13 protein-coding genes are annotated in these 22,866 nt (G+C 46.1%); 4 read left to right on the forward strand and 9 right to left on the reverse strand.

Annotated features, from left to right (window positions below):
• Window positions 1–956: 956 nt before the first annotated feature.
• From R2X38_RS07515 to pepN, 5 genes are all read right to left on the reverse strand, one after another.
• Window positions 957–1,502 carry a cell division protein ZapC gene (locus R2X38_RS07515; protein ID WP_317521587.1) on the reverse strand — a complete coding sequence of 182 codons (546 nt, stop codon included), beginning with the start codon at window positions 1,500–1,502 and terminating at the stop codon, window positions 957–959.
• 254 nt (window positions 1,503–1,756) lie between these two features.
• On the reverse strand, window positions 1,757–2,767 hold the full coding sequence (pyrD, locus tag R2X38_RS07520) for a quinone-dependent dihydroorotate dehydrogenase (RefSeq protein WP_317521588.1): 1,011 nt from the start codon (window positions 2,765–2,767) through the stop codon (window positions 1,757–1,759).
• A gap of 293 nt (window positions 2,768–3,060) precedes the next feature.
• Window positions 3,061–7,890: an NAD-glutamate dehydrogenase gene (locus tag R2X38_RS07525; RefSeq protein WP_317521589.1), complete on the reverse strand. Its 4,830-nt coding sequence runs from the start codon at window positions 7,888–7,890 to the stop codon at window positions 3,061–3,063.
• Between the two features lie 419 nt (window positions 7,891–8,309).
• Window positions 8,310–8,531 (reverse strand): DUF2835 domain-containing protein, encoded by a 222-nt coding sequence (locus tag R2X38_RS07530; protein WP_317521590.1) that lies wholly within the window; start codon window positions 8,529–8,531, stop codon window positions 8,310–8,312.
• Window positions 8,532–8,640: 109 nt separating this feature from the next.
• A complete protein-coding gene (gene pepN / locus R2X38_RS07535) occupies window positions 8,641–11,262 on the reverse strand; it encodes an aminopeptidase N (RefSeq protein ID WP_317521591.1) in 2,622 nt (873 codons plus the stop codon).
• Window positions 11,263–11,694: 432 nt separating this feature from the next.
• On the opposite strand from pepN, the gene pncB reads away from it, so the two are divergent.
• Window positions 11,695–12,894, forward strand: a complete 1,200-nt coding sequence (pncB, locus tag R2X38_RS07540) for a nicotinate phosphoribosyltransferase (protein ID WP_317521592.1) — start codon at window positions 11,695–11,697, stop codon at window positions 12,892–12,894.
• Between the two features lie 76 nt (window positions 12,895–12,970).
• On the opposite strand, the gene R2X38_RS07545 is transcribed toward pncB, so the two are convergent.
• The 4 genes from R2X38_RS07545 to R2X38_RS07560 form a co-directional block, all read right to left on the reverse strand.
• A complete protein-coding gene (locus R2X38_RS07545) occupies window positions 12,971–13,633 on the reverse strand; it encodes a lipocalin family protein (protein ID WP_317521593.1) in 663 nt (220 codons plus the stop codon).
• Between the two features lie 225 nt (window positions 13,634–13,858).
• On the reverse strand, window positions 13,859–15,859 hold the full coding sequence (prc, locus tag R2X38_RS07550; RefSeq protein WP_317521594.1) for a carboxy terminal-processing peptidase: 2,001 nt from the start codon (window positions 15,857–15,859) through the stop codon (window positions 13,859–13,861).
• Window positions 15,860–15,876: 17 nt separating this feature from the next.
• Window positions 15,877–16,521 carry an RNA chaperone ProQ gene (gene proQ, locus R2X38_RS07555; protein ID WP_317521595.1) on the reverse strand — a complete coding sequence of 215 codons (645 nt, stop codon included), beginning with the start codon at window positions 16,519–16,521 and terminating at the stop codon, window positions 15,877–15,879.
• 108 nt (window positions 16,522–16,629) lie between these two features.
• Window positions 16,630–17,088: a GAF domain-containing protein gene (locus tag R2X38_RS07560; RefSeq protein ID WP_317521596.1), complete on the reverse strand. Its 459-nt coding sequence runs from the start codon at window positions 17,086–17,088 to the stop codon at window positions 16,630–16,632.
• Window positions 17,089–17,133: 45 nt separating this feature from the next.
• On the opposite strand from R2X38_RS07560, the gene R2X38_RS07565 reads away from it, so the two are divergent.
• From R2X38_RS07565 to R2X38_RS07575, 3 genes are read left to right on the forward strand one after another with little or no spacing between them, the layout of a single operon-like run.
• Window positions 17,134–19,002 carry an ABC transporter ATP-binding protein gene (locus R2X38_RS07565; RefSeq protein WP_317521597.1) on the forward strand — a complete coding sequence of 623 codons (1,869 nt, stop codon included), beginning with the start codon at window positions 17,134–17,136 and terminating at the stop codon, window positions 19,000–19,002.
• A gap of 46 nt (window positions 19,003–19,048) precedes the next feature.
• Window positions 19,049–20,245: a paraquat-inducible protein A gene (locus R2X38_RS07570; protein ID WP_317521598.1), complete on the forward strand. Its 1,197-nt coding sequence runs from the start codon at window positions 19,049–19,051 to the stop codon at window positions 20,243–20,245.
• Window positions 20,226–22,853 (forward strand): MlaD family protein, encoded by a 2,628-nt coding sequence (locus tag R2X38_RS07575; RefSeq protein WP_317521600.1) that lies wholly within the window; start codon window positions 20,226–20,228, stop codon window positions 22,851–22,853. The genes R2X38_RS07570 and R2X38_RS07575 overlap by 20 nt, the downstream gene beginning before the upstream one ends.
• Window positions 22,854–22,866 lie beyond the last annotated feature (13 nt).

A 22,866-nucleotide genomic window follows, 5' to 3' on the forward strand; every position in this document is an offset into this window, starting at 1 on the left:
CTGAGTCCGCCTTCAAATTGTTTCCAACAAGAAACACCCGACGCTACGCACTTAAAATCAATAACTTAAACAAATACAAACGTACCATTTCGACTTGTAACAGTAGGTGCTTGCTTACATTGCATCCATTTATTTTCCTAGAGTACTTCATCCAATTTCATTTCAAACCTCTATAATGTCCCACCAGGAACTAATCTCCATTAGGACTTAATCACCCTTACAGACTCCGTGGTGAACTCGTGTAATTTAATTACAAAAAAGCGGAAAACGAGGAAATACAGTATGTTTTACTGTGTTTTCAGGTGCAAAATTATGGTGTTTTTTTATGCCATGGACGCAAAATGAGGCAGAAAAAAAGTGATAAAAAGATAAAATAATTAGAGCTACATCACTCATAATGATGCTTTATTAAACAGAGAAATTAAGAAATACATCATTTTGCCTCATGATCAGCATCACACTCCCTATTGAACTTGCTCCCAATAATTAAATTTTTCTATGAACCAACAGGTAAAGCACACCCGTTTTTTGTTCACTCCAACAGTCATTCAAATTCAATGGCCTTTTGTTGGTGTTATTCCTGCTTTTGAATTTAAGAGTTTGAGGCCAGAGTGTGAGACTAGGATTTGGGGAATGGGGTTTGGTGATTTGGATTTGAGAAAGAGATTTGGGCTTAAATTGGATTAGGAAGATTGCAATACCATTAGGAACAGGCCAAATAGGCAAAGCAAAAGTTATTGGCAAGGTGGTTCTATCCCCTATTCAGAGGGGCTCCACGGTGATTTTGTAGGCGTTAAGTGAAACGGAAAAGTAAAAAGAATAGGTTGCTTGAAACGTAAGGACATACGCTCGGCACATTGAAACAAACATCTGCCGTGCTGGTAACAGCAAATACGGGTTAAATTTTAATTCTAATATTCGGAAAGATTCGTTAACAAGAGGAGAATATCAGTGGCCTAGCCAACCAAAGCCAGCGTAATAGGCGTTTCTACAGCCCCTTCATAAGCGGTCATGCGATCGTTCATCACCTTAATGGTTTCGCAGAATGACATCTCTTTAGCGGCATTGAGTGGCAAAGAGGTGGTATCTGCCATCATACAAAGGCTAGCAGACCCACTATTTTCAATAATCAGGAACTGGCCTTCACCAAGGTCGGTATTTAAAGTGACAATGTCACCGAGCTGAGGTGAATGCCCATCAGATTGCTGATTAAAAAACCAACTTTTTGGCATAAGAGGCTTGTGAAAACGGCTTGCAGCGACTGCATTAAGGGCAAGTTCTGCTTTTCGTGGTGCAGAAAGCTCCAGGATGGACATCCCTTCCAGGAAAGATTGGTAAGCTGAAGCATCGTCAACCGTAAACGTTGAACGAGCGAAAGCACAAGGAATTAAGTTTTTTGTAGGAATCGCAACGCGGAAAACCATGTCGTCCCCTAGGTCCAACATGAGAGCATCGTACTTCTGGTCGTAATACCACATCCATGAATTATTGGGTTTCAACATAAGTACCGCTCCATATCCGTCGTCCGTTACAAAGCTTATCCACTACAACAAACAAATCTTTAGGGCAAATTCTACTGCCCTATTTGCAAATAAAAAGAGGAAGGAAAGAGGGATATTTATGATGAGAAATCTGAAAATTTGACAAAATTACTATTGATAAGGTGCTCGTAACGAAATCGACATAAAAAAAGTGCCTGCAAAATTGCTCTTGCAGGCACTCAGTATCATATGTAGTTTTTAATTACTTCACTTGTCTAGATATTAGTGACGATATCTTTTACAAGTTTAGGGCCGTGGTAGATGAAACCTGAGTAAATCTGCACCAAGCTTGCACCGGCAGCCATCTTCTCACGAGCAGATACGGCTGAATCAATACCACCGACACCAATGATTGGCAATGCACCGTCTAATTCTTCCGCCAGCATGCGAATGACTTCAGTACTACGGTTCTGCAATGGACGCCCACTTAGGCCACCTGCCTCATCGCAATGCGGCATGTCTTTGACCAATGAGCGATCCAGCGTAGTGTTTGTTGCGATAACACCATCAATATTATTTTTGATCAACGACTCAGCAATCTGCTTGATTTCGTGATCTTCAAGATCCGGCGCGATCTTAAGCGTCAGCGGAACATACTTACCGTACTTTTCAGCCAGTTCTTTTTGCTTCTCTTTAAGTTGAGCAAGCAGATCATCTAGCATCTCACCGTACTGAAGTGAACGCAGACCTGGAGTATTTGGGGAAGAGATATTTACCGTGATGTAGCCCGCATGCTCATATACCTTGTCCATACAGATAAGGTAATCTTCTGCGCCCTTTTCAATCGGTGTATCTTTGTTTTTGCCGATATTAATACCGATAACGCCGTCATATTTGGCTTTCTTTACATTCTCAACCAGGTTATCAACACCTAGGTTATTGAAGCCAAAGCGGTTAATAATACCTTCAGCAGGGATCACACGGAACAAACGAGGCTTATCGTTACCTGGCTGAGGTCGTGGTGTCACGGTTCCAACCTCAACAAAGCCGAAACCCATCGCACCAAATGCTTCAATACATTCGCCGTTTTTATCTAGGCCAGCAGCCAGACCAACAGGGTTTTTGAATTTGATCCCCATCACTTCAACAGGACGATCAGGAACGTGTTGGCGATAGAAAAGATCAAGAGGAGTGCCAGTAAAGCGAGAAAAGTTCTGAATAGCTAGATCGTGCGCTTTTTCTGCATCAAGCTTGAAAATAGCGGATCGAGCGAGGCGGTAAAGCATTGTACCTCCTAATAAAAGCCCCGTATAAACGGGAGGATATTATTCACACTTTGCTGCAATAATTCAATCATTAATTTCAGTTTATATTGAAAAATACCCCTTAGCCCCTTCAATCTACGGTTAGATAGTTGAAATGGTTACTTTAATTTCCACCCGAAGAAAGCAAACGTTTATATTGTGTTGTCCAAGACAGAAAAAAGCCACCATTTCAGCAATGGTGGCTTTTTGAACCATGTTTAGTAACATATTTAGCTTTTACGACATAAATATATCTATAAAGCTTATTTATATCATCATGCTACTGTTTGGCAGTTTAAATTCAATAGCATAAGCTCACGAAGAGCAACAGAGAACTTGGCAAATTCATGGGTTGTACCCACTTTAAACTCTGCCAAGACTGTATTCCATCTATGAATTGCCGATTTATGCTCATCCATCCAGTTTTCAATCAAGCTTTCAGCGTCAGGTGCCTCTAGCCCACTGCTGATGACAGCTAAAGTCAATTGACGCTGCTGCCAATCGAGATCTTCACGGAACGAAGCGCGTGCCAATGCCTGCCAATGGTTCTCTACCGGCTGGTTGTGTACCTGCTTGAGGAACCAGTGCAATGATAGGTCGGCACCGACAACAAAGTAGACACGAGAGATAAAGTCGAGATCCTTGTCGGAATCCGTCGCGATCTGAGCAATGTCCATCGCCGAGTACAAGCTGCTTAGGCGAGCAATGTTATGTGCAAGATCTTCCGGGATCCCCTGCTTAATCATCGCATCTGCCTGCTCGTTATGCTCTTGCACTTCTTCCGTGACAAGGTAACGCTCAAGGTTCTCACGTAGTTTGTTCACAATCGGCTGATAGAAGGCAATCAATTGCTCGATACCCAGCTTTCTATCACGGTTACGCAGGATCCAACGTGTTGCGCGGCGAAGCATCCGACGGCAACGGTATAGCACTTCGTACTGCACTTCTGCCGGGATCACGTTATCCAACGAACGAACTTGATCAAAATACTGCTCAAAGTTGAAAACTTCGCGGCCCACAGAATATGCCGAAGAAATCTCTGCCACTGTTGCCCCGGTCTCTTCCTGCAGGCGGGTAACGAAATTACATCCCATCTCATTGGACATCTGGTTTGCCAACGACGTCGCAATCAGCTCTTTGCGCAACGGATGGTGCTCCATATGGCTACAGTATTGCTCTTGCAGCTCTTTCGGGAAGTACGCAGGCAGCAAGCGAGCGTGGTAAGGATCGTTAGCCACTTCTTTTGTCACCAACTCTTCCTTCAGTACCATCTTACCGTATGCCACCAGTACAGACAGTTCCGGACGGGTCAGTCCCATTCCAGACTTCTCGCGCTCGGCAAGCGTATCGTCATCTGGCAAATACTCGAGTACGCGGTCCAACTTACCTCTTTTCTCTAGATGATGGATGAAGCGGACCTGCTCTTTGAGCAACTGAACCTGCTGCTGCTGTGTGACAGAAATCGACTCGCTCTGGCAATACGCATCATCAAGAACAATCTCGCCTACCTCATCTTCCATACGCTCAAGCAATTCGTTGCGTTGCTTGTATGTCAGATCGCCACTGGCCACCAGTGAGTTAAGCAGGATCTTGATGTTCACTTCGTTATCCGAGCAATCCACACCGCCGACGTTGTCGATGAAGTCGGTATTGACCAATCCGCCTTTTTTAGAGAACTCAACGCGTCCTAGCTGGGTCAAACCAAGGTTTCCCCCTTCTCCGACAACGCGTGCACGAAGCTCACTACCGTTAATACGCAATGCATCATTGGCACGGTCACCGACATCGGTATGGGTCTCTGATTCTGACTTGACATAAGTACCGATACCGCCATTCCACAATAGATCCACTTCCATTTTCAGGATCAGACGGATCACTTCGTTTGGTGTTAGGTTTTGTTTGCGGGTACCCAATAGTTTTTGGATCTGCGGCGTCAGTTTGATTGACTTGCTGCGACGGGAGAAAATACCACCGCCTTCCGAGATCAGCTTGGCATCGTAGTCTTCCCAGCTTGAACGAGGCAGGTTAAACAAGCGCTCACGTTCTTTCCAACCAGTGGCTGCATCCGGGTTAGGATCCAAGAAGATGTGCATGTGGTTAAAGGCCGCAACCAGACGGATATGCTTGGATAGCAACATACCGTTACCAAATACGTCCCCAGCCATATCCCCGATGCCGGCACAGGTAAAGTCGGTGGTCTGACAGTTAATACCCAGCTCGCGGAAATGACGCTTAACTGATTCCCAGCCACCTTTGGCTGTGATCCCCATTTTCTTATGGTCGTAGCCATTCGAACCACCGGAGGCGAACGCATCGCCCAGCCAGAAGTTGTAATCTTCTGATACCGAGTTGGCCAAATCAGAGAACGTCGCAGTCCCCTTATCGGCCGCTACGACCAAATACGGATCATCTTCATCATGGCGAACAACATTGGCTGGTGGATTTAGCTCACCATCAATGATGTTATCTGTTACATCTAGCAAAGCACGGATGAAACGCTTGTAGCAACGCTGGCCTTCTGCCCAAATTTCTTCACGGGTAGTTAGCTGAGGCTGGCGCTTGCAGACAAAACCACCTTTTGCCCCGACCGGTACAATCACCGTGTTTTTCACCTGCTGGGCTTTAACCAGGCCAAGGATCTCAGTACGGAAATCTTCTTGTCTATCCGACCAACGCAATCCACCACGGGCGACCTTACCGCCACGCAGGTGAACACCTTCGATATCCGGTGCATAGACGAAGATTTCGAAAAATGGTACCGGCGCTGGGATCTCAGGGATCTCAGACGGACGCAGCTTAAGTGACAGCCAAGGTTTGGGCTTGCCGTTGGTATCAAGCTGGTAAAAGTTCGTCCGCTGTGTCGCAAGGATCATTTCCATGTACCGGCGAATGATCCTGTCGTCGTCCAGACTCTCCACATGCTCAAGCTTTTGGTTAAGCTTGGCGATAAGCGCTTTTTCCGCGCTGTCCGAGTACTTACGGCTCGGATCGAAACGCAGTGAAAACAGTTCTACCAAGGATCTAGCAAGATCGCTGTGCCCCGATAGGGTTTCCTCAATATAGTGCTGACTAAATGGGAAGCCAACCTGGCGCATATAGCGGGCAAAGCTTCTCAGAATGGTAATTTCACGTCCCGTCAACCCCGCGCACAGCAACAGCCGGTTGAACCCGTCGCTTTCTAGCTCGCCATGCCAAATGGCCGAGAACGCCTCCTGGAAACGGTCACGTGCCTCGCTCAAGTCAATCCCCGTGCAGGCATTGTGAAGCATCGCAAAATCAAGGATCCAGTAAACCGTGCCGCTCTTTGTGATCACCTGGTATGGCGACTCTCCAATCACTCTTAAGCCCAGGTTTTCAAGCATAGGCATGACATCCGAGAGGTGGATCGGCTCATCGCGATGGAACAACTTCAGTTTCACGAAACGTGAGTCATTGGCTTCTTCCTGTGGGCGATAGAACAGCATACCGAGCTTGTTATCTTCACTGAGGTTTTCGAGTTGTTCGATATCCGCAACGGCAGAGCCCGGTAGCATCTGCTCTTTGTAAGAGCGCGGGAATGCGCTGCCATAGTTTTTCGCCAGTGATGTGCCATTGCTCTCACCGAAGTTGGCGATAAGTGATGCACTCAGGCGATCATCCCAGGAAGCGGCCGCTTCAACGAGGTTATGTTCGATAGCTTTGATATCCACATCGAAATTATTGTTTTCTACTCGCACGATATAATGCGTTCTCGCCAATGGACTTTCCGAGAAGAAAGTAGTGAATTCCACATCCTGATCTGATGCAAAGTAGTCTTTGAGCACTTCTTGCGTCTTACGTCGAAGCTCGGTGTTGTAACGCTCTTTGGTGACATACACCATGCAAGAGAAGAAGCGACCGAATGGATCACGGCGTACGAACAGGCGTAACAGATCCCTGTCTTGCATTCGTACTACGCCGCAGCCAACATCTAGCATCTCTTTTTCGCTAGCCTGAATAAGCTCATCACGCGGGTATGTTTCAAGCAGATTATTCAAGGCCTTCCATGAATGCGAACCCGCCGAGTACCGACTCTCTTCCAAGATCCGCGTGACCTTGTTACTGATCAGCGGAATGTTCATGGTCGATTGGTGGTAGGCGGTCGATGCATACAAACCGGTAAAGCGGTGCTCGCCGATCACATTGCCGTCTTTATCAAACCGTTTGATCCCAATGTAGTCGGTATAGGCCGGGCGGTGGATTTTCGACTTGGCATTACTTTTTGTTAGGATCAGCAAGTCCGGTTTGCGGGCTTCGATGCGGGCAGACTCGGGAAGCTGTGACAGGCGCAGAGTTCTGACTTTATCTTTTTTGCTTAGAAGCCCTAGCCCAGGCTCATCGTACGGGCGCAGTTCGTAGTCACCTTCAATCGGCACAAGATCATACTTGTGGTAGCCCATGAAAGTGAAGTTGTGGTGTGTCACCCAGTCCAAGAAGGCAATCGCTTCTTCACGGTGTTCTTTGTTAACAGGCAGATCCGCTTTCTTCAATTCTTTGACTATCGTCTGCATTTTGGTTTGCATCAATTGCCAATCGTTCACGACCAGATCGACATCTTGAAGCACTTGTTCTAGTTCTTGTTTTAATGCTTCAAGCTCTTGCTTGTCATTTAGGCGGTCTACTTCGATATGGAACAGGGTCTGCAAATCACCGTCTTTACCGCACGCTTCCGTGATCGTGCCTGCTGTATTTCGCTTAAAGAAATACGGACCATTGAGCATCATATGGCTGGTAATACCCAAACGGGTCAAGGTCATACGAACAGAGTCAACCAGGAATGGACGGTCAGGCGTGATGATTTCAACCACCGTATGCGGTGACTGCCAACCGTAGCGGCTAAGAGTTGGGTTATAAACACGAACAGAGATTTGGTCTGGCTTATTTTGTACAAGGTGATGCCATAAGCTCAGTACAGCACCATAAAGGTCAGATTCATTCCGTTGAAGCAGATCATCATCTGCAAGTTGTCCTAACAGTCGCTGAGCAAACACTTCTACTAATGACTGCTGAGGTATCTCAATCTTATCCTGGATTAAGGTATACACTTTCTCAAGCAGTACCGGCACTATAGGGTCAGGTGCGGTCATAGCAATGCTCCATCGTTATATATTATCAATCAAGTATAGAGTTTTTATAAAGCTTCCAACGGTTGCATACAGAGGGAACATGCCGTCAGAAGACGCTCTCCTGCGTGACTGCTATTGTAGGGTGTTTTGTTGCGGAATAGTTACGTTAATTACTCTGGCTATGCAGAAAAAAATCGAATATGTGACTGATGTAGATATTTTGGCTGGCGGGATAATCTGATACTGGTGAAATTAGCATCAGGTTAACGCTAGACCGATGGCAATTGGTATAACCATTTATTTTTAAGGTTATTTTTCTTATTTCATAAGATTATTAAATCTAATGTCAAAACTATATGAAATAGGTAATAAGCTCCTTTATTGGTGGCATGGTTTACATGCTATTCGAAATCAACTGTTACATTTTTATCATTTTCCGGTTACATGATTTGCTCTATCGCCTGAAGCTTGTTGGCTGCAGATACGGTAACGCGAAATCGCCCCCGAATACCAATTTGAGTTAGAAACGGTCTCATCCGCGAAGCGGGTAATTGCAGACGTAATCCGTTGTCGGTCATTACCAGAACGTTACTGGCGGCTCCCGAATAATGCTGGAGGAATTGCTGGTAAGTAATATGCATTGAGAAAGTATAAGATTTCATATTGGTGATCGTGACAAGTGTTTTGCTAAAGGAACTGCGCTTAAGATAGTGATATTTGGATAAATTAAGGGGCAAGATAGCTTGCCCCTTTCTCTAAATAATTTTCAGCTTAAAGCTCTAGCGCTTTCTGTACTTTCTCAAACAAGTCTTTTGCTAGGTTGTCCAGCTGAGACAGTTTTTCAAGTTCAGCACGCATTAGCTTCTGACGCTGCTCATCATACTGACGGTACTTCAAGAACGGTTCAATCAAACGAGACGCAACTTGCGGGTTGCTAGTGTTCAAGATAGTCAGAATTTCAGTCAGGAACTGGTAGCCCGAACCATCTTTAGCGTGAAAACGTACTGGGTTATTGGCACAGAAGCTCGCCACCAAACTACGGGTACGGTTCGGGTTCTTGATATCAAATGCTGCGTGTTTCATGGTTTCACGAACATTATCGAGCGCATTCTCTGCAGGGTTCTTGCCTTGCAGCATAAACCATTTATCCATCACCAAACCGTCGTGGGTCCACTTATCACTGAAGTCTGCCATTTGCTCGGCACGGCAAGCTAGCTCAGCGTTGTTCGCCACTGCCATTGCCGCCATGGTATCTGTCATATTGTCAGAAACTTCATACTGCTTAGCCGCTAGGTTATTACCTTGCTCGGTAAATGCTAGGTAGCTCAAGCAAGTATTACGTAGCGAACGTTTTGCCATTGCTTCGTGTTCGATAGTGTACGCCGCTTGCGTTAGCGAATGGTAGATTGCGCTGAATTCATCTTCCATTGCCACCGCCAGTGCTTTTTCAAGCTCTCCAACAACAGTGTTAATCGCATCAACATCTACGGTTTCATACCAACCCGCCACTTCGTTTTCACTTGGTAGTGTTAGCATTTCTGCGATGAAGGCCGGATCTAGTTTTTCATCAAGCAGCACACCACGGAATGCATCAACCACAGATTCCGGCAACTCAAACGATTCACCCTGCTGGCAACGAGCAACATTTTGTTTGATGTATTTCGCCAATAGGATTTGACCTGCATCCCAACGAGCAAATTCATTGCGGGCATGAACCATCAAGAAGGTCAGTTCTTCATCTGAATAGTCGTATTCCAAAATGACAGGCGCTGAGAATTCACGCAGCATTGAAATCACAGGCTGCTCTTCGACGCCCTCGAAGACAAATACTTGTTCAGCTTCAGTCACATCCAGCACATTGTGGACTGACTTTCCATTACACTGTAACGGAATCACATTGCCTTTTGTATCGTATAGCTCGATATCAAATGGAATATGAAGCGGATGCTTCTCTTCCTGACCCGGAGTGGGTGCCGTATGCTGCTTAATAGTGACACGGTAACTTTTTTCTTCTGCTAGGTATTCTGTCTCAACCTGCACAACCGGTGTACCTGACTGGCTATACCAACCACGGAATTTCTCAAGGCTAATGCCAGAGGCATCTTGCATCGCCTGAACAAAATCATCGCAAGTTGCCGCCGTGCCGTCATGACGCTCGAAGTACAGCTTCATACCAGCTTGGAAGTTTTCTTCGCCTAGTAAAGTGTGCATCATACGAATCACTTCACTACCCTTCTCGTATACCGTAAGGGTGTAGAAGTTATTCATCTCGATCACTTTTTCAGGGCGGATCGGGTGAGACATCGGGCCGCGGTCTTCTGAGAACTGAGGACCACGCATAATACGAACGTTGTTGATCCGGTTCACTGGGCGAGAGCCCAAATCTGAAGAGAATTCCTGATCACGGAAAACGGTCAAGCCTTCTTTCAAGCTAAGCTGGAACCAGTCACGACAAGTCACTCGGTTACCTGTCCAGTTGTGGAAGTACTCGTGGCCAATCACCGCTTCAATACCTTGGTAGTCGGTATCGGTTGCCGTCTTCGCATTCGCCAGAACGAACTTGGAGTTGAAGACATTCAAGCCTTTGTTTTCCATCGCGCCCATATTGAAGAAATCGACCGCAACGATCATGTAGATATCAAGATCGTACTCCAGACCGAAACGCTCTTCGTCCCACTTCATCGAGTTAATCAAAGATGTCATCGCATATTCAGCGCGATCAAGGTTGCCCTTATCGACAAAGATTTCCAGTGCGACATCACGACCGCTGACAGTGGTGTATTTGTCGCGCAACACATCAAAGTCACCAGCAACCAATGCAAACAGGTAGCTCGGTTTCGGGAACGGGTCTTCCCACTGCACCCAGTGGCGACCATTTTCTAGATCACCGCCATCAATGCGGTTACCGTTACTTAATAGGTATGGGTATTGCTCTTTGTCCGCAATCACTTTGGTAGTGAATCGCGCGAGAACATCTGGACGGTCTAGGTAATAGGTAATTCGGCGGAAACCTTCGGCTTCACATTGGGTGCAATATGCACCGCCAGATTTATACAAGCCTTCAAGTAAGGTATTCGCTTCAGGATTGATTTCCGTTTCAATCAGCATATCGAATGAGGCAGGCAAACCGTTGATAGTGAGCTTCCCTTCACTCTCGGCATAATTTGCCCAGCTCTCGCCATTGATTTCAATGCGAACTAAGGTAAGCGCATCACCATCAAGTACCAAAGATGTCGCACCTTCCACCTGCTGCTCAACCTTGCTGATCGCTACAACACGAGTAGCAGTATCATGTAGATCAAATTCCAGGGAGAGATCGGTAATCGTGAATTCTGGTGCTTTATAATCTGAACGATATTTTGCCGTTGGCTGGATTGTTGGTTGTTCGGCCATGTTTATTCCTTCTCTTTCCGCTTCTTATCTTGCGGTATGTGTCCATTATTCTGCGTTAGCCCGGTACAGACAAGTTTAATACCCTGTTTTGACGATATGTTTCTCAATTGCCTTATTTGTCGGTCAATTAGCACACAACCAACCTTTAATTTTGCTAGTTGGGCTTTGAAATCTAGCTTATCATCTTTACTATACTTAACTTACGAGCAGTAATGGTTACCTAAATTCCGCTTTACAGCAAGATCATCGCGCAAACAATGCGTTAACAGAACACGTCTAAAAAACACAAAATGTCCTCTGTAGGCTTGCCGTTAGTGACTTTTAAGCGTATTGTGCTGCCCCTAAATTTTTCAACGATCTGAAACATTTTGAGACAACCCAGTCTCAAAATAGGGTAAAATATCCGGATTGCAAAAAACAACCAAACTAGTTATGAATCATATTGGACACACTGGGATCATCGACTCCCTGCTTGATACCGATGCATACAAACTGCACATGCAGCAGGCCATTTTTCATCAATACCCCAATGTTGAGGCTGTTGCCGAGTTTCATTGCCGGAGTGACGAAGATCTTCGTCCGTACAGCCAAGAGATTCAAGAGCATATTGATCGACTTGCAAATCTCTCTTTCACTCAGGAAGAAATCGACTATCTGTCTACACTGACTTTCTTCAAGGCCGACTTCCTTGAGTACCTTGCGTCGTTTAAACTCGATAGCAAACAGGTCCAAATTGACACTTCCGGTGAACAACTGGCTATCACCATCACAGGTAAATGGATTGATATTATCCTTTGGGAAGTGCCATTGCTGGCCATCATCTGTGAAGTACGCTGTCAGCGGTGCTACCCAGAATCAACAGCTGAAGATGCTCTAGGTTCATTGAAACTGAAACTGGCTGATTTTTACCAGAGAGCTAAAGATGAAAATATCAACCTTGACGCTTTCTCTTTGGTTGACTTTGGTTCACGCCGCCGCTTTTCTCGTCATGTCCACCATGAAGTCGTTGATTACCTGAAAGACCACATGCCTGAGTTCAAAGGTACATCTAACTACCACCTGGCTCGTACGCGAGGTTTAACACCTGTTGGTACTCAAGCTCACGAATGGTTCCAGGCCCATCAGCAACTCGCGGGTGAACTGGCCGACTCACAGCAACTGGCACTAAACCGTTGGCTGCAGGAATACCCTAATTCATTGGGTATCGCCCTCACCGATTGCATCAACATGGATGCTTTCTTGCGTGATTTTGACCTGCGTTTATCAGAGCGCTTTGTCGGGCTGCGCCACGACAGTGGTGATCCTATTGCCTGGGGTGAGAAAGCCATTGCGCACTATCAGTCATTGGGCATTGACCCGAAAACGAAATCGCTGGTGTTCTCTGACAGCCTGACACTGGATAAAGCCCTCAGCATTTACAAGCACTTTGCCCACCGTATCAATATCAGCTTTGGTATCGGCACCCAATTGACATGTGATTTACCTGGTGTCAAAACACTAAATGTAGTGCTGAAGTTGACTGAATGCGAAGGACGCCCTGTCGCGAAAATTTCGGACGAGCCAGGGAAAAGCATCTGTCGTGATGAGAACTACCTATCACAACTTCGACAAGCGTTTAAAGTTGTTAGCTAACCCTGAATGAAAACATAAAGCGAGGTATCTCAACCTCGCTTTTTTGTCTGTCATCAGCTCTACCAATACTTTCTGACTACTCTCTTCTCATCACTGCTTCCATTCCAAACTGTTTGTTGCTTAAAGTTAGCGTATTGCTACCAAGACGGAATTGACTGTCTTGCTGACCATCTTCATAAATCAGCACAATGCGATCATCTTCAATGAAATAGATACCACGGTGTTCTTTCTTCTTACCATTTTTTCCCGAGACTTCAGCAGAAAACAAGAAGTCCGGACGTAGTGATAAAGCAATTTCAGAAACACTGTCACCGACATCTTGTCCAGAGATCTGAGAAGAACGCCATTTTCCTGGTAGATTTTCTGGTGCTAACTTAGTAAAGCGAGCACCATCGAGCAAGAATTGGTTGTAGCTTAACATGTAGCTATGCTGCTGCTCTGGCTGTCCATGTGATAGGAAAGTTACAGTCGATTCGTCAATATCGTATTTCCCATCCCACTCTTCAACGTTGCCGTCTGTTTGAAGGAGGCGGATAACAAATCTGTAATTTGATTTGAATTTGATATTCATCGCACGATAACTAGCACCTTCACTTTCAACACCTTCATCGGTATTACTGAACCAATACCAATCACCTAGCAGTAAGGGATAATCAAATTCAGTCAAATCTGTCGATTTAGCACTGACAGCGAATGTCGTAAGAAACAGGGTTACAGCGATAATTACATGTTTCAGCATAGCATTCCCCTAACACCGAATTGATCACCTACCTTTAACCCTAGTCGGCAATTGGCCGCTAGCATATAAAAGTTGAGAGTTATCAGTGCTAATCTATCCCCTGTCTCAGTGGTGAAACACGAAGAATCCCATACAGAATATCGAGTTGCCCAGTCGTATTTGCCCATAAAAAAACGGCACCCAGTACAGGTGCCGTTTTTGTAAGGTCATGCCAATTATCACAAATTAGCTTTGCGCTCTTGCTAAATCAGAGGTTATGGCAACCGCTTCTTCAAGGTAAGCATCAGGTGCTTCGTAGTCTTTTGGCACATCATCCAATGTTGCGAAAGGTTTTTCACCTGCCGCTTTCTGACGTTGATTCAATCTAGCCAAACGATCTACGTCTTCCTGATCTTGCTCAGCAATCCGCTTTTTCTCATTCAGAGAAATCATGTTGATATCTTTCTCTTCATGATATTTGGCAATATCATCTTGGATAAAGCCAAACTCCATGTCTTTGCGGATGCGTTGTTCATGCTTGGCTTTCAGCGAAGGTAGCACTGCCGAGAAGTTGTAGAGCTTCTGGTAGTCTGCAGCCTTGATGCTGTCCCAAGGCAACGCATTATCTTCAACACTTTCACCCGTTTCAGAAGGATCAACCGCCGTCGGGAAAGCGAGATCAGGCACGACGCCTAGATTCTGGGTACTGCCGCCGTTAATGCGGTAGAACTTTTGGATCGTATACTGCACATGGCCCAGCGGCTTGTCGAACAAGTCATAGATATGGTTCAGCGAGCGGTGCTGCTGTACCGTACCCTTACCAAACGACTGCTCACCGAGAATAACGGCGCGGCCGTAATCCTGCATTGCTGCCGCAAAGATTTCAGACGCTGATGCACTGTAACGGTTAACTAGAACAGTTAACGGTCCATCAAAGTAAACACGATCGTCAGAATCGCCATTCACCTTCACTCTGCCGTAACTATCACGTACCTGAACAACCGGGCCGCTATTGATAAACAAACCAGTCAGTGCTGTTGCTTCAGTCAAAGCTCCACCACCATTGTTTCGCAAATCGATAACGACGCCATCAACTTGCTGGTCGTTGAGTTTCGCTAGCTCTTTCTTGGTATCTTCAGACAAGCCCACGTAGAAGCTCGGGATTTCGATCACCCCAATTTTCTTACCGTTTGCTGTTTCTACCGAAGATTTAGCCGCACGATCTTCTAGTCGAATTTTGTCACGGACAATTGTGACATCGTAACTTTTCGCGTTATTCCCCTCTGGAAGAATCTCCAGAACAACTTTACTGCCTTTGGGCCCTTTGATGAGCTGTACAACATCATCCAGTCGCCAACCAATCACGTCGACCATATCTTTGCCGTCTTGCGCGACACCTATGATTCTGTCACCAGCTGCCAATTTTTTCGAGGCTGAGGCTGGGCCACCAGCGACCAAAGAACGAATTACGGTATAATCATCAACCACTTGCAAAACAGCACCAATGCCTTCCAAAGACAAGTTCATCTCAGATTGGAATTGTTCAGCGTTACGCGGTGACAAATAGCTGGTATGAGGATCAACTTCACGGGCAAAGGCATTCATGTAGATCTGAAATACATCTTCGCTGTGAGTTTGAGTTAGACGTTTAAGGGCGTTGTTATAACGCTTGCCTAGCGTCTCTTTGATTTCATCCCACTCTTTACCTGCGAGCTTCAAGTTCAGCGCATCGTATTTAACACGTTTACGCCAGATTTCATTGAGCTCGTTACGATCTTTAGGCCAATCCATTTCTGAACGGTCTATTTCCATTTCTTCATCGGCATCAAACGTGATTTCACGATCAAGTAAGGTAAGTGCGTATTGGTAGCGATCATAGCGACGTTTCAGCAACGTATTGAAAATATCGAAAGCCGCCGACGTGTCACCCCTTTTGAGCTGATCGTCTAGCTGATCTTCCCATTTTTCAAACTGCCGAATATCGGAAGCAGTAAGGAAGCTTTTATTGAAGTCCAGCATCTCGATATAGCGCGTAAAGACACTGGAAGAAAATTGGTCATCAAGTGAAAATTGCTTGTAATGTGAACGAGTAAAGCGTGAAGCTACTCGTTTACTGGCAGTCGCATGCTGTTTTTCAGGTTCCAGCTGCGGAATATCACTTAACTTGTATGTCGCCTCTAGGGCTTGCGCTGAGGCTGCTAGCATCATGCCAGCAGCAATCAGTGAGAAACGGAATCGACCTTTCATGCGTCGAGCATTCTCCTTTACGAACGCAGGTGCTCCGCTTTAACTACCATGGTCAAACCATTTGATAGGCGAACACGCACATCGTCCTTATTAATTTCAACGATAGTTGCCGGCATGTTTCCGTTGCCCATGTTAACACTAACGTTCTTGCCAACGACGACTTCATCAGCAGTCAGTGCACGGGTCGTTTCTGCAGGCTTTTTATTTAGCTTAGTCGTTTTTTGTTTTGTGTTCTTTGGTTTAGCAGTTTTTGGACGAATTTTTTTCGCCTTCGCTTCACCATCCTTGCTAGCAGCCGCTTTTGCTTCTGCTTGCTCTTTACGACGCGCACGTACTTTAGCCTTGCTTTCTTCAAGTGCTTGTTTCGCGTGATCTACGTGTTCTTGTTCTAACACACCACAATCGTTGCCATCAAGGTCAACGCGGTTTGCACCCGCTTTCACACCGTGAAGATAACGCCAGGAAGAAGTGTATTGACGCAGAGCGGTACGCAGTTGAGTTTTACTTACTTTAGGGTCTTCGCTTAGACGCTCAGCCAGATCTTGGAAGATACCAATCTTAAGTGGCTTCGCTTCACCTTCAACAGTAAAACATTTTGGGAAACGCTCAGCAATGTAGGCAATGACTTCTTTACTGTTCGTTAGCTTTTCAGAGTTTTCCATGGACTTTCCTGACAAATGCGAGTTTCCTCGCCGTTAGTACTTTAATCAAAAAGAAATTGTTCCGCTATTATAGTTACCTAACGCCGAAAAACCACCGAAAGCATGCAATTAGAGCCTTTTTTGTAGTTCTTCTAACAAAGAAACTAGTCCATCTTCGTCTGATTGACTAAATCTTGATAAGATTGGGCTATCAATATCCAACACACCGTATAACTCCCCCTTCACCATGAACGGGATGACAATCTCAGAGTTGCTCGCAGCATCACACGCAATATGCCCTTCGAATTGATGAACATCTTCTACACGCTGAACACAGTTCTCGGCAATCGCCGTACCGCATACACCACGCCCTACAGGTATCCTTACGCAAGCCGGTTTACCCTGGAAAGGACCAAGGATAAGTTGGTCTCCTTTTAAGATATAAAAACCAACCCAGTTAATCTCTTCTAACTCCATGGCCAGTAAAGCACTAATATTAGACATATTAGCAATGAGATCAGTCTCACCCTCAACCAGTGCGATCGCTTGTTTCGTCAGCGTTTGGTAATTCACTGATCCAATTTCCATGGCTTACTCCTTTTATAGCCGCTAAAATGGCTTACTTTATTAATAATGGGAATCATTATCATTGTGAAAAACAATTCAAACCAAATGATTAACTGGTCTTGGCTGTTAAAGCAAGCGAAAAATCACCGTCCCCGCTTGATTGCAGCCAATATTATTGCGCTTATTGCGACCCTTATCAGTGTTCCTATTCCACTGTTAATGCCTTTAATGGTCGATGAAATCTTGCTCGACAAGCCCGCTGGCGGCATCGAATTTCTAAACCATTTTTTACCTGATTCCTTACAACAGTCTACTGCTTACATTTTGCTGGTACTGCTGTTTGTTGTCTTGATGCGTGTCGCTAGCCAAGCGCTAAACATCCTTCAGAGCCGCCAGTTCACCTTGGTTGCCAAAGACATTACCTTCAACATGCGACAACACCTTATCGACAAGCTGGGTCGAATAAGCATGCGTCAGTATGAGGAACGTGGCAGCGGCGGCATTACTTCTCACCTTATTACTGATGTCGAAACCATCGATAAATTTGTCGGTGACACCCTAAGCCGCTTCTTGGTGGGTTTCCTTACCGTGATCGGTACAGCAGCCATCCTGTTATGGCTAAACTGGCAGCTTGGTTTGTTCATTTTACTGGTGAACCCTATCGTAGTTTATGCTTCCAAACTGATGGGTAACCGAGTAAAAACCCTAAAGAAAAAAGAAAACCAAGCTTTTGAGCGCTTCCAACAACGTTTAGTGGAAACACTTGACGGTATATACCAACTACGAGCCGCAAACCGTGAGCGTGATTTCCTAACCCAGCTAAAGTCTAATGCCAACGATATTCGCCATGATGCCGACAAATATGCCTGGCAGTCAGAAGCTGCCGGCCGCATTTCTTTCTTACTGTTCCTGGTCGGCTTTGAGCTATTCCGTGCCATGGCAATGATCATGGTACTGTTTACAGATCTCAGTGTCGGTCAGATGTTCGCAGTCTTTGGCTACCTATGGTTCATGCTCGGTCCTGTGCAGGAGTTACTAGGCATTCAGTTTGCTTGGTACAGCGCATCTGCGGCTATGCAGCGTCTTAATGGCCTTATCGCTATCGAAGAAGAAGTACGCCCAGTTCAGAAAGTGAATCCGTTCAACAGTGATCATAGCCTTGATATTGAAGTCAAAAATATCCATTTCGCCTATGATGAGGATAAAGAAGTCCTGCGTGGCATGTGCCTGCATATCCCTGCCGGTAAACGGGTCGCTTTGGTTGGCTCTTCAGGTGGTGGTAAGTCGACACTGATCCAGCTGCTTCTTGGGATTTACCAGAAAGATGCCGGTGATATCTTGGTCAATGGTCACCCGATAGAAGATGTGAGCTACGAAGCGCTACGTAATAAAATGGCAGTGGTCCTACAACAGCCTGTATTATTTAATGATACTATGCGCCACAACCTTACCTTAGGTGGTGAATACACAGACGAGCAACTATGGCAGGCACTGGAAATTGCTCAGATGACCGATGTCACCCAGCGCCTTACAGAGGGCTTGGATACAGAAATAGGCCGACAAGGTATCAAATTGTCCGGGGGGCAACGACAAAGACTTGCTATTGCCCGTATGGTGCTGACTAACCCTGAGTTTGTTATTCTTGACGAGGCGACATCAGCATTAGATACCGCAACAGAAGCAGCTTTGCATACGGCTCTAAATCAATTTCTTGCAAATAGAACCACGCTAATTGTTGCTCACCGTTTATCTGCGGTTAAACAAGCTGATGTAATCTACGTGCTTGAAGATGGTCAGGTCAGCCAAAGCGGTACGCACCATGAATTAGTGAACGAGGAAGGTTTGTATCAAACACTGTATGGTTCTGTACAATCATCTGAAAATCAAAATGATTCAATGACACAAGTACCTGTAGCCAGAATGAACCTAAAATAATAAAATACCGTTCATTTAAGAAAATACTTTAAAGGAATAAACGTTAATGACCACAGCGAGACTATGCCCCGGATGCGATTTACCCTTGCTTCCGCAGGTCGCTGAACAGGGACAAAGTGCATATTGCCCACGCTGCAACACCCGGCTTTACCGAGGTGGTCATTTTCGTTTTTCCAGTGAACTGGCGATTGCCCTCGCCTGCTTGATACTTTTCATTCCGGCTCACTTTTTTCCTCTGATCACTATCCGCCTGTTCGGCGTAATGATCCCGGCAACACTGACTTCCGGCACCTTCTCCCTTGCGCCTAATTTTCCAGCCGTTGCCTTACTCATCCTGTTTTGCAGTTCCATTGCTCCTTTACTGGTCTGTGGTTCTGTTTTAGGCGCACAAGTTGGCCTGCGATTCCGCCGAATCAAACTGTTTCGCCGTTCACTATGGATTATTGAGCACCTCAAGCACTGGGCCATGTTTGATGTTTTTCTGGTAAGCCTTGGAATTTCGTGCTTCAAGGTTCAGGATTATGCTGACATCTTTGTCGGTCCCGGGTTGTATTCTTTAGTGCTGCTACAACTCCTAACTGCGCTTTTGCTTACCCGTATCAGCATCAACCGCTACTGGGAAGCATGGCAGCCAGAAACCGAACACAAGAAGTACAGCCATGCAAGACACTGTCATCATTGCCACATGACGCAAGATGACCATGATAACTGCGTACGATGTGACTTCCCGCTTCACAAGCGTATGCCTCAGTCCATCCAAAAAACCTGGGCATACCTTATCGCAGCGACTGTGTTTATCTTCCCTGCGAACCTGTATCCGATTTCTATCTTTCTCAATAATGGTAAGCGTGTCGAAGATACTATCTTCTCCGGTGTCGCCTCATTGGTGAACTCCGATATGCTAGGCATTGCCATCATTATTTTTATTGCCAGTATTGTCGTGCCTGTTGCCAAGATCCTTGGCCTGGCCTTCATCCTATTGAACATTCAATTCAAACGCAGTGTCAATCATCTGCAGCGAATGAAGCTATACCGCTTTATCCAATGGATCGGTAAATGGTCAATGATGGATCTCTTCGTTATCTCGATCATGGTGACGCTCATCGACCGTGATCAATTGCTCGACTTTACCCCCGGCCCTGGCGCTATTGCCTTTGGTGTCGTGGTGGTGCTGACAATGCTTGCCGCTGAAAGCTTGGATTCTCGTCTGATATGGGACAACTATGAACAACGGACCAAATAATAAACAACCTACACCGGTCAATATAAAGCGCGATCGCGGGATTTCCCCGCTGTGGATCCTCCCCGTGCTAGCCTTGGTTCTCGCAGGGTGGCTAGTTTTCAAAGCCGTCAATGAGGCCGGTGAACGGATCAAAATCCACTTCAATGATGCTGCTGGCTTAGTGGCAGGACGGACCACAATCCGTTACCAAGGGTTGGAAGTGGGTATCGTTCGCGACGTTAATCTATCAAGCAATTTGAAGAGTATTTATGTCGAAGCAGACATCTATCCCGAAGCTGTGCGAACCCTTCGTTCAGGGACCCGCTTTTGGTTAGTTAAACCTAAAGCTTCTATCACCGGTATTTCAGGCCTTGATGCTCTTGTCTCCGGTAACTACATTGCCTTACAGCCTGGTGAAGGTAAGTTTGCCAATGAGTTTGACGCGCTCGACACTCAACCTGCTGATACACCGGTTGGTGAAGGGTTAAAAATCAGGCTGCGGGCGCCTCACCTTGGTGCCATCAACATCGGCTCACAAGTGCTATACAAAAAAATTCCTGTCGGCGAGGTCTACAACCACAACCTTAGCCCCAACAACAAACAGGTAATCATCGATGTTTTGATTAAGCCACAATATGCTGACCTAGTTACCAACAAGAGCCGTTTCTGGAATGTCAGCGGCATGAGCGCCAATATCGGCTTCAATGGCATTGACGTACAGTTCGAAGGGTTGTCCGCCATGATCAGTGGGGCCATAGCCTTTGACTCGCCGGATAAAGGCTTGCCAATAGACTCTGATCACCTCTTTCATCTATATCCAGATCTCAACACTGCTGGGCGAGGGATTGCCATCACGATAGAACTCCCTGAAGACAGTAATATCAGTGATAACGGTGCCCCTATCGTTTACCGGGGACTACAGATTGGTCAGATTTCCGATATCCGCCTTGATAGAGAGCGCAAAGCTATCATCGCCTACGCAGCTATTGAGCCAATGATGAGTGATCTGTTGACCACAGGTTCAAAGATGCTGCTAGAAGAGGCAGAGCTCTCTCTCAATGGTGTGAAAAACATTGGTAACCTACTCCGCGGTAATTTCCTAACCCTGATCCCAGGTAGTGGTGAAACCAGTCGTCAGTTTGTTGCGATTAGCCAGGATGAACTTCAGGAACAACAGCCTGGCGTCGCTTCTTTTTCCCTATATGCAGATGATAGCTACGGCATCAAGCGAGGAACTAAACTCAAACACCGTGGCTTGGAAGTTGGCCGAGTTAAGTCGGTAAGGCTTGATGGCACGAAAGTACGCTTCAATGTGATTGTACAGCCTGAATATACCAAGCTAGTTCGTTCTGGTAGCCGCTTCTACATTGATGGCGGTATTCAAGCCAATTTAAACAGCCAGGGGCTTGATGTCTCTGTCCCACCGGCCGATCAGCTGATCAGTCAAAGCATCAGCTTTACTAGCGGGGGTTCTAGTAAAGTGCTCAACCAATACCCGCTGTACAAGAGTCGCCAACTAGCCACCCTAGCCGCAGAGAAAGCCAAAGGATTCGCTGCTATCAGCTTGTATGCTGATGAACTGCCGCCTATTTCAGAAGGTAGCCCGGTGCTATACCGCAACATGGAGGTGGGTGAAGTGGCTAGCTATGAACTAACACGTGACGGTGTCACGATAAGACTAAAAGTCGACAATAAATATCGCCATTTAATTTCAGCAAACACCGTATTCTGGAACCGCTCTGGCGTAGAGGTAGAGGCTGGGCTGGATGGCGTTCATGTCAAAGCGGACCCTATCAGCACCCTGATCAAAGGCGGTATTGCTTTTGACGAACTAGAGGGAGTGACCAACCGCAGCGGTAACCGTTACAAACTTTACAATAGTTATAAAGAAGCCAAAGACTACGGCTTATTAGTAACTATGATCGCCTCCGATGCCAAAACCATTAAGGTGAACACCGACATTCGTTACCAAGGTGTCAATGTGGGTAAAGTGGTTGAAACCGAGCCTGACTTCAATACCGGTAAGGTTATCGTGAAAGCGCGCCTGTTTCCGAAATACGCCGAGCTATTGGCAAAAGTTGATAGCCAATTTTGGATTGTCAGCCCCAAAATCAGCATCACCGGTGCCAAAAATCTTGATACCCTGCTCAGCAGCTATATTGCTGTCACGCCGGGTAAAGGCCATTACTCGCAAAGCTTCACGCTAGGTAATGCCCAACTGCAAAATAAAGGGCTGAGCGTAATATTGGAAACTGAAAAACGTAATTCCATCAGTGAAGGTACCCCGCTGCTATACCGTGATATCCAAGTGGGTGAAGTGGTAAAAGTAAGCCTTGGTGAGCTAGCTGACAGAGTCATTATTGAAGCCCAGATCGAACAGGACTTCAGCCACCTTGTCCGTACTGACAGCGTATTTTGGAATGTGTCCGGCATCGATGTGACCATTGGCCTGACAGGTGCAACAGTCCAAAGCGGCACGGTTGATAGCCTTATCCGCGGTGGCATTGCTTTCGCAACGCCGGAAAGCCAACCGCTTTCTCCGATTGCCAAGAGCGACAGCCACTTCTTGCTGCACGAGACAGCCAAGCCTGAGTGGAAAACCTGGCGAACAGCCATACCGAAACACTAACCCCATATAATAG

Origin of the sequence: Photobacterium rosenbergii (assembly GCF_033022775.1) — a bacterium.
Classification (GTDB): Bacteria; Pseudomonadota; Gammaproteobacteria; order Enterobacterales; family Vibrionaceae; genus Photobacterium; species Photobacterium rosenbergii_A.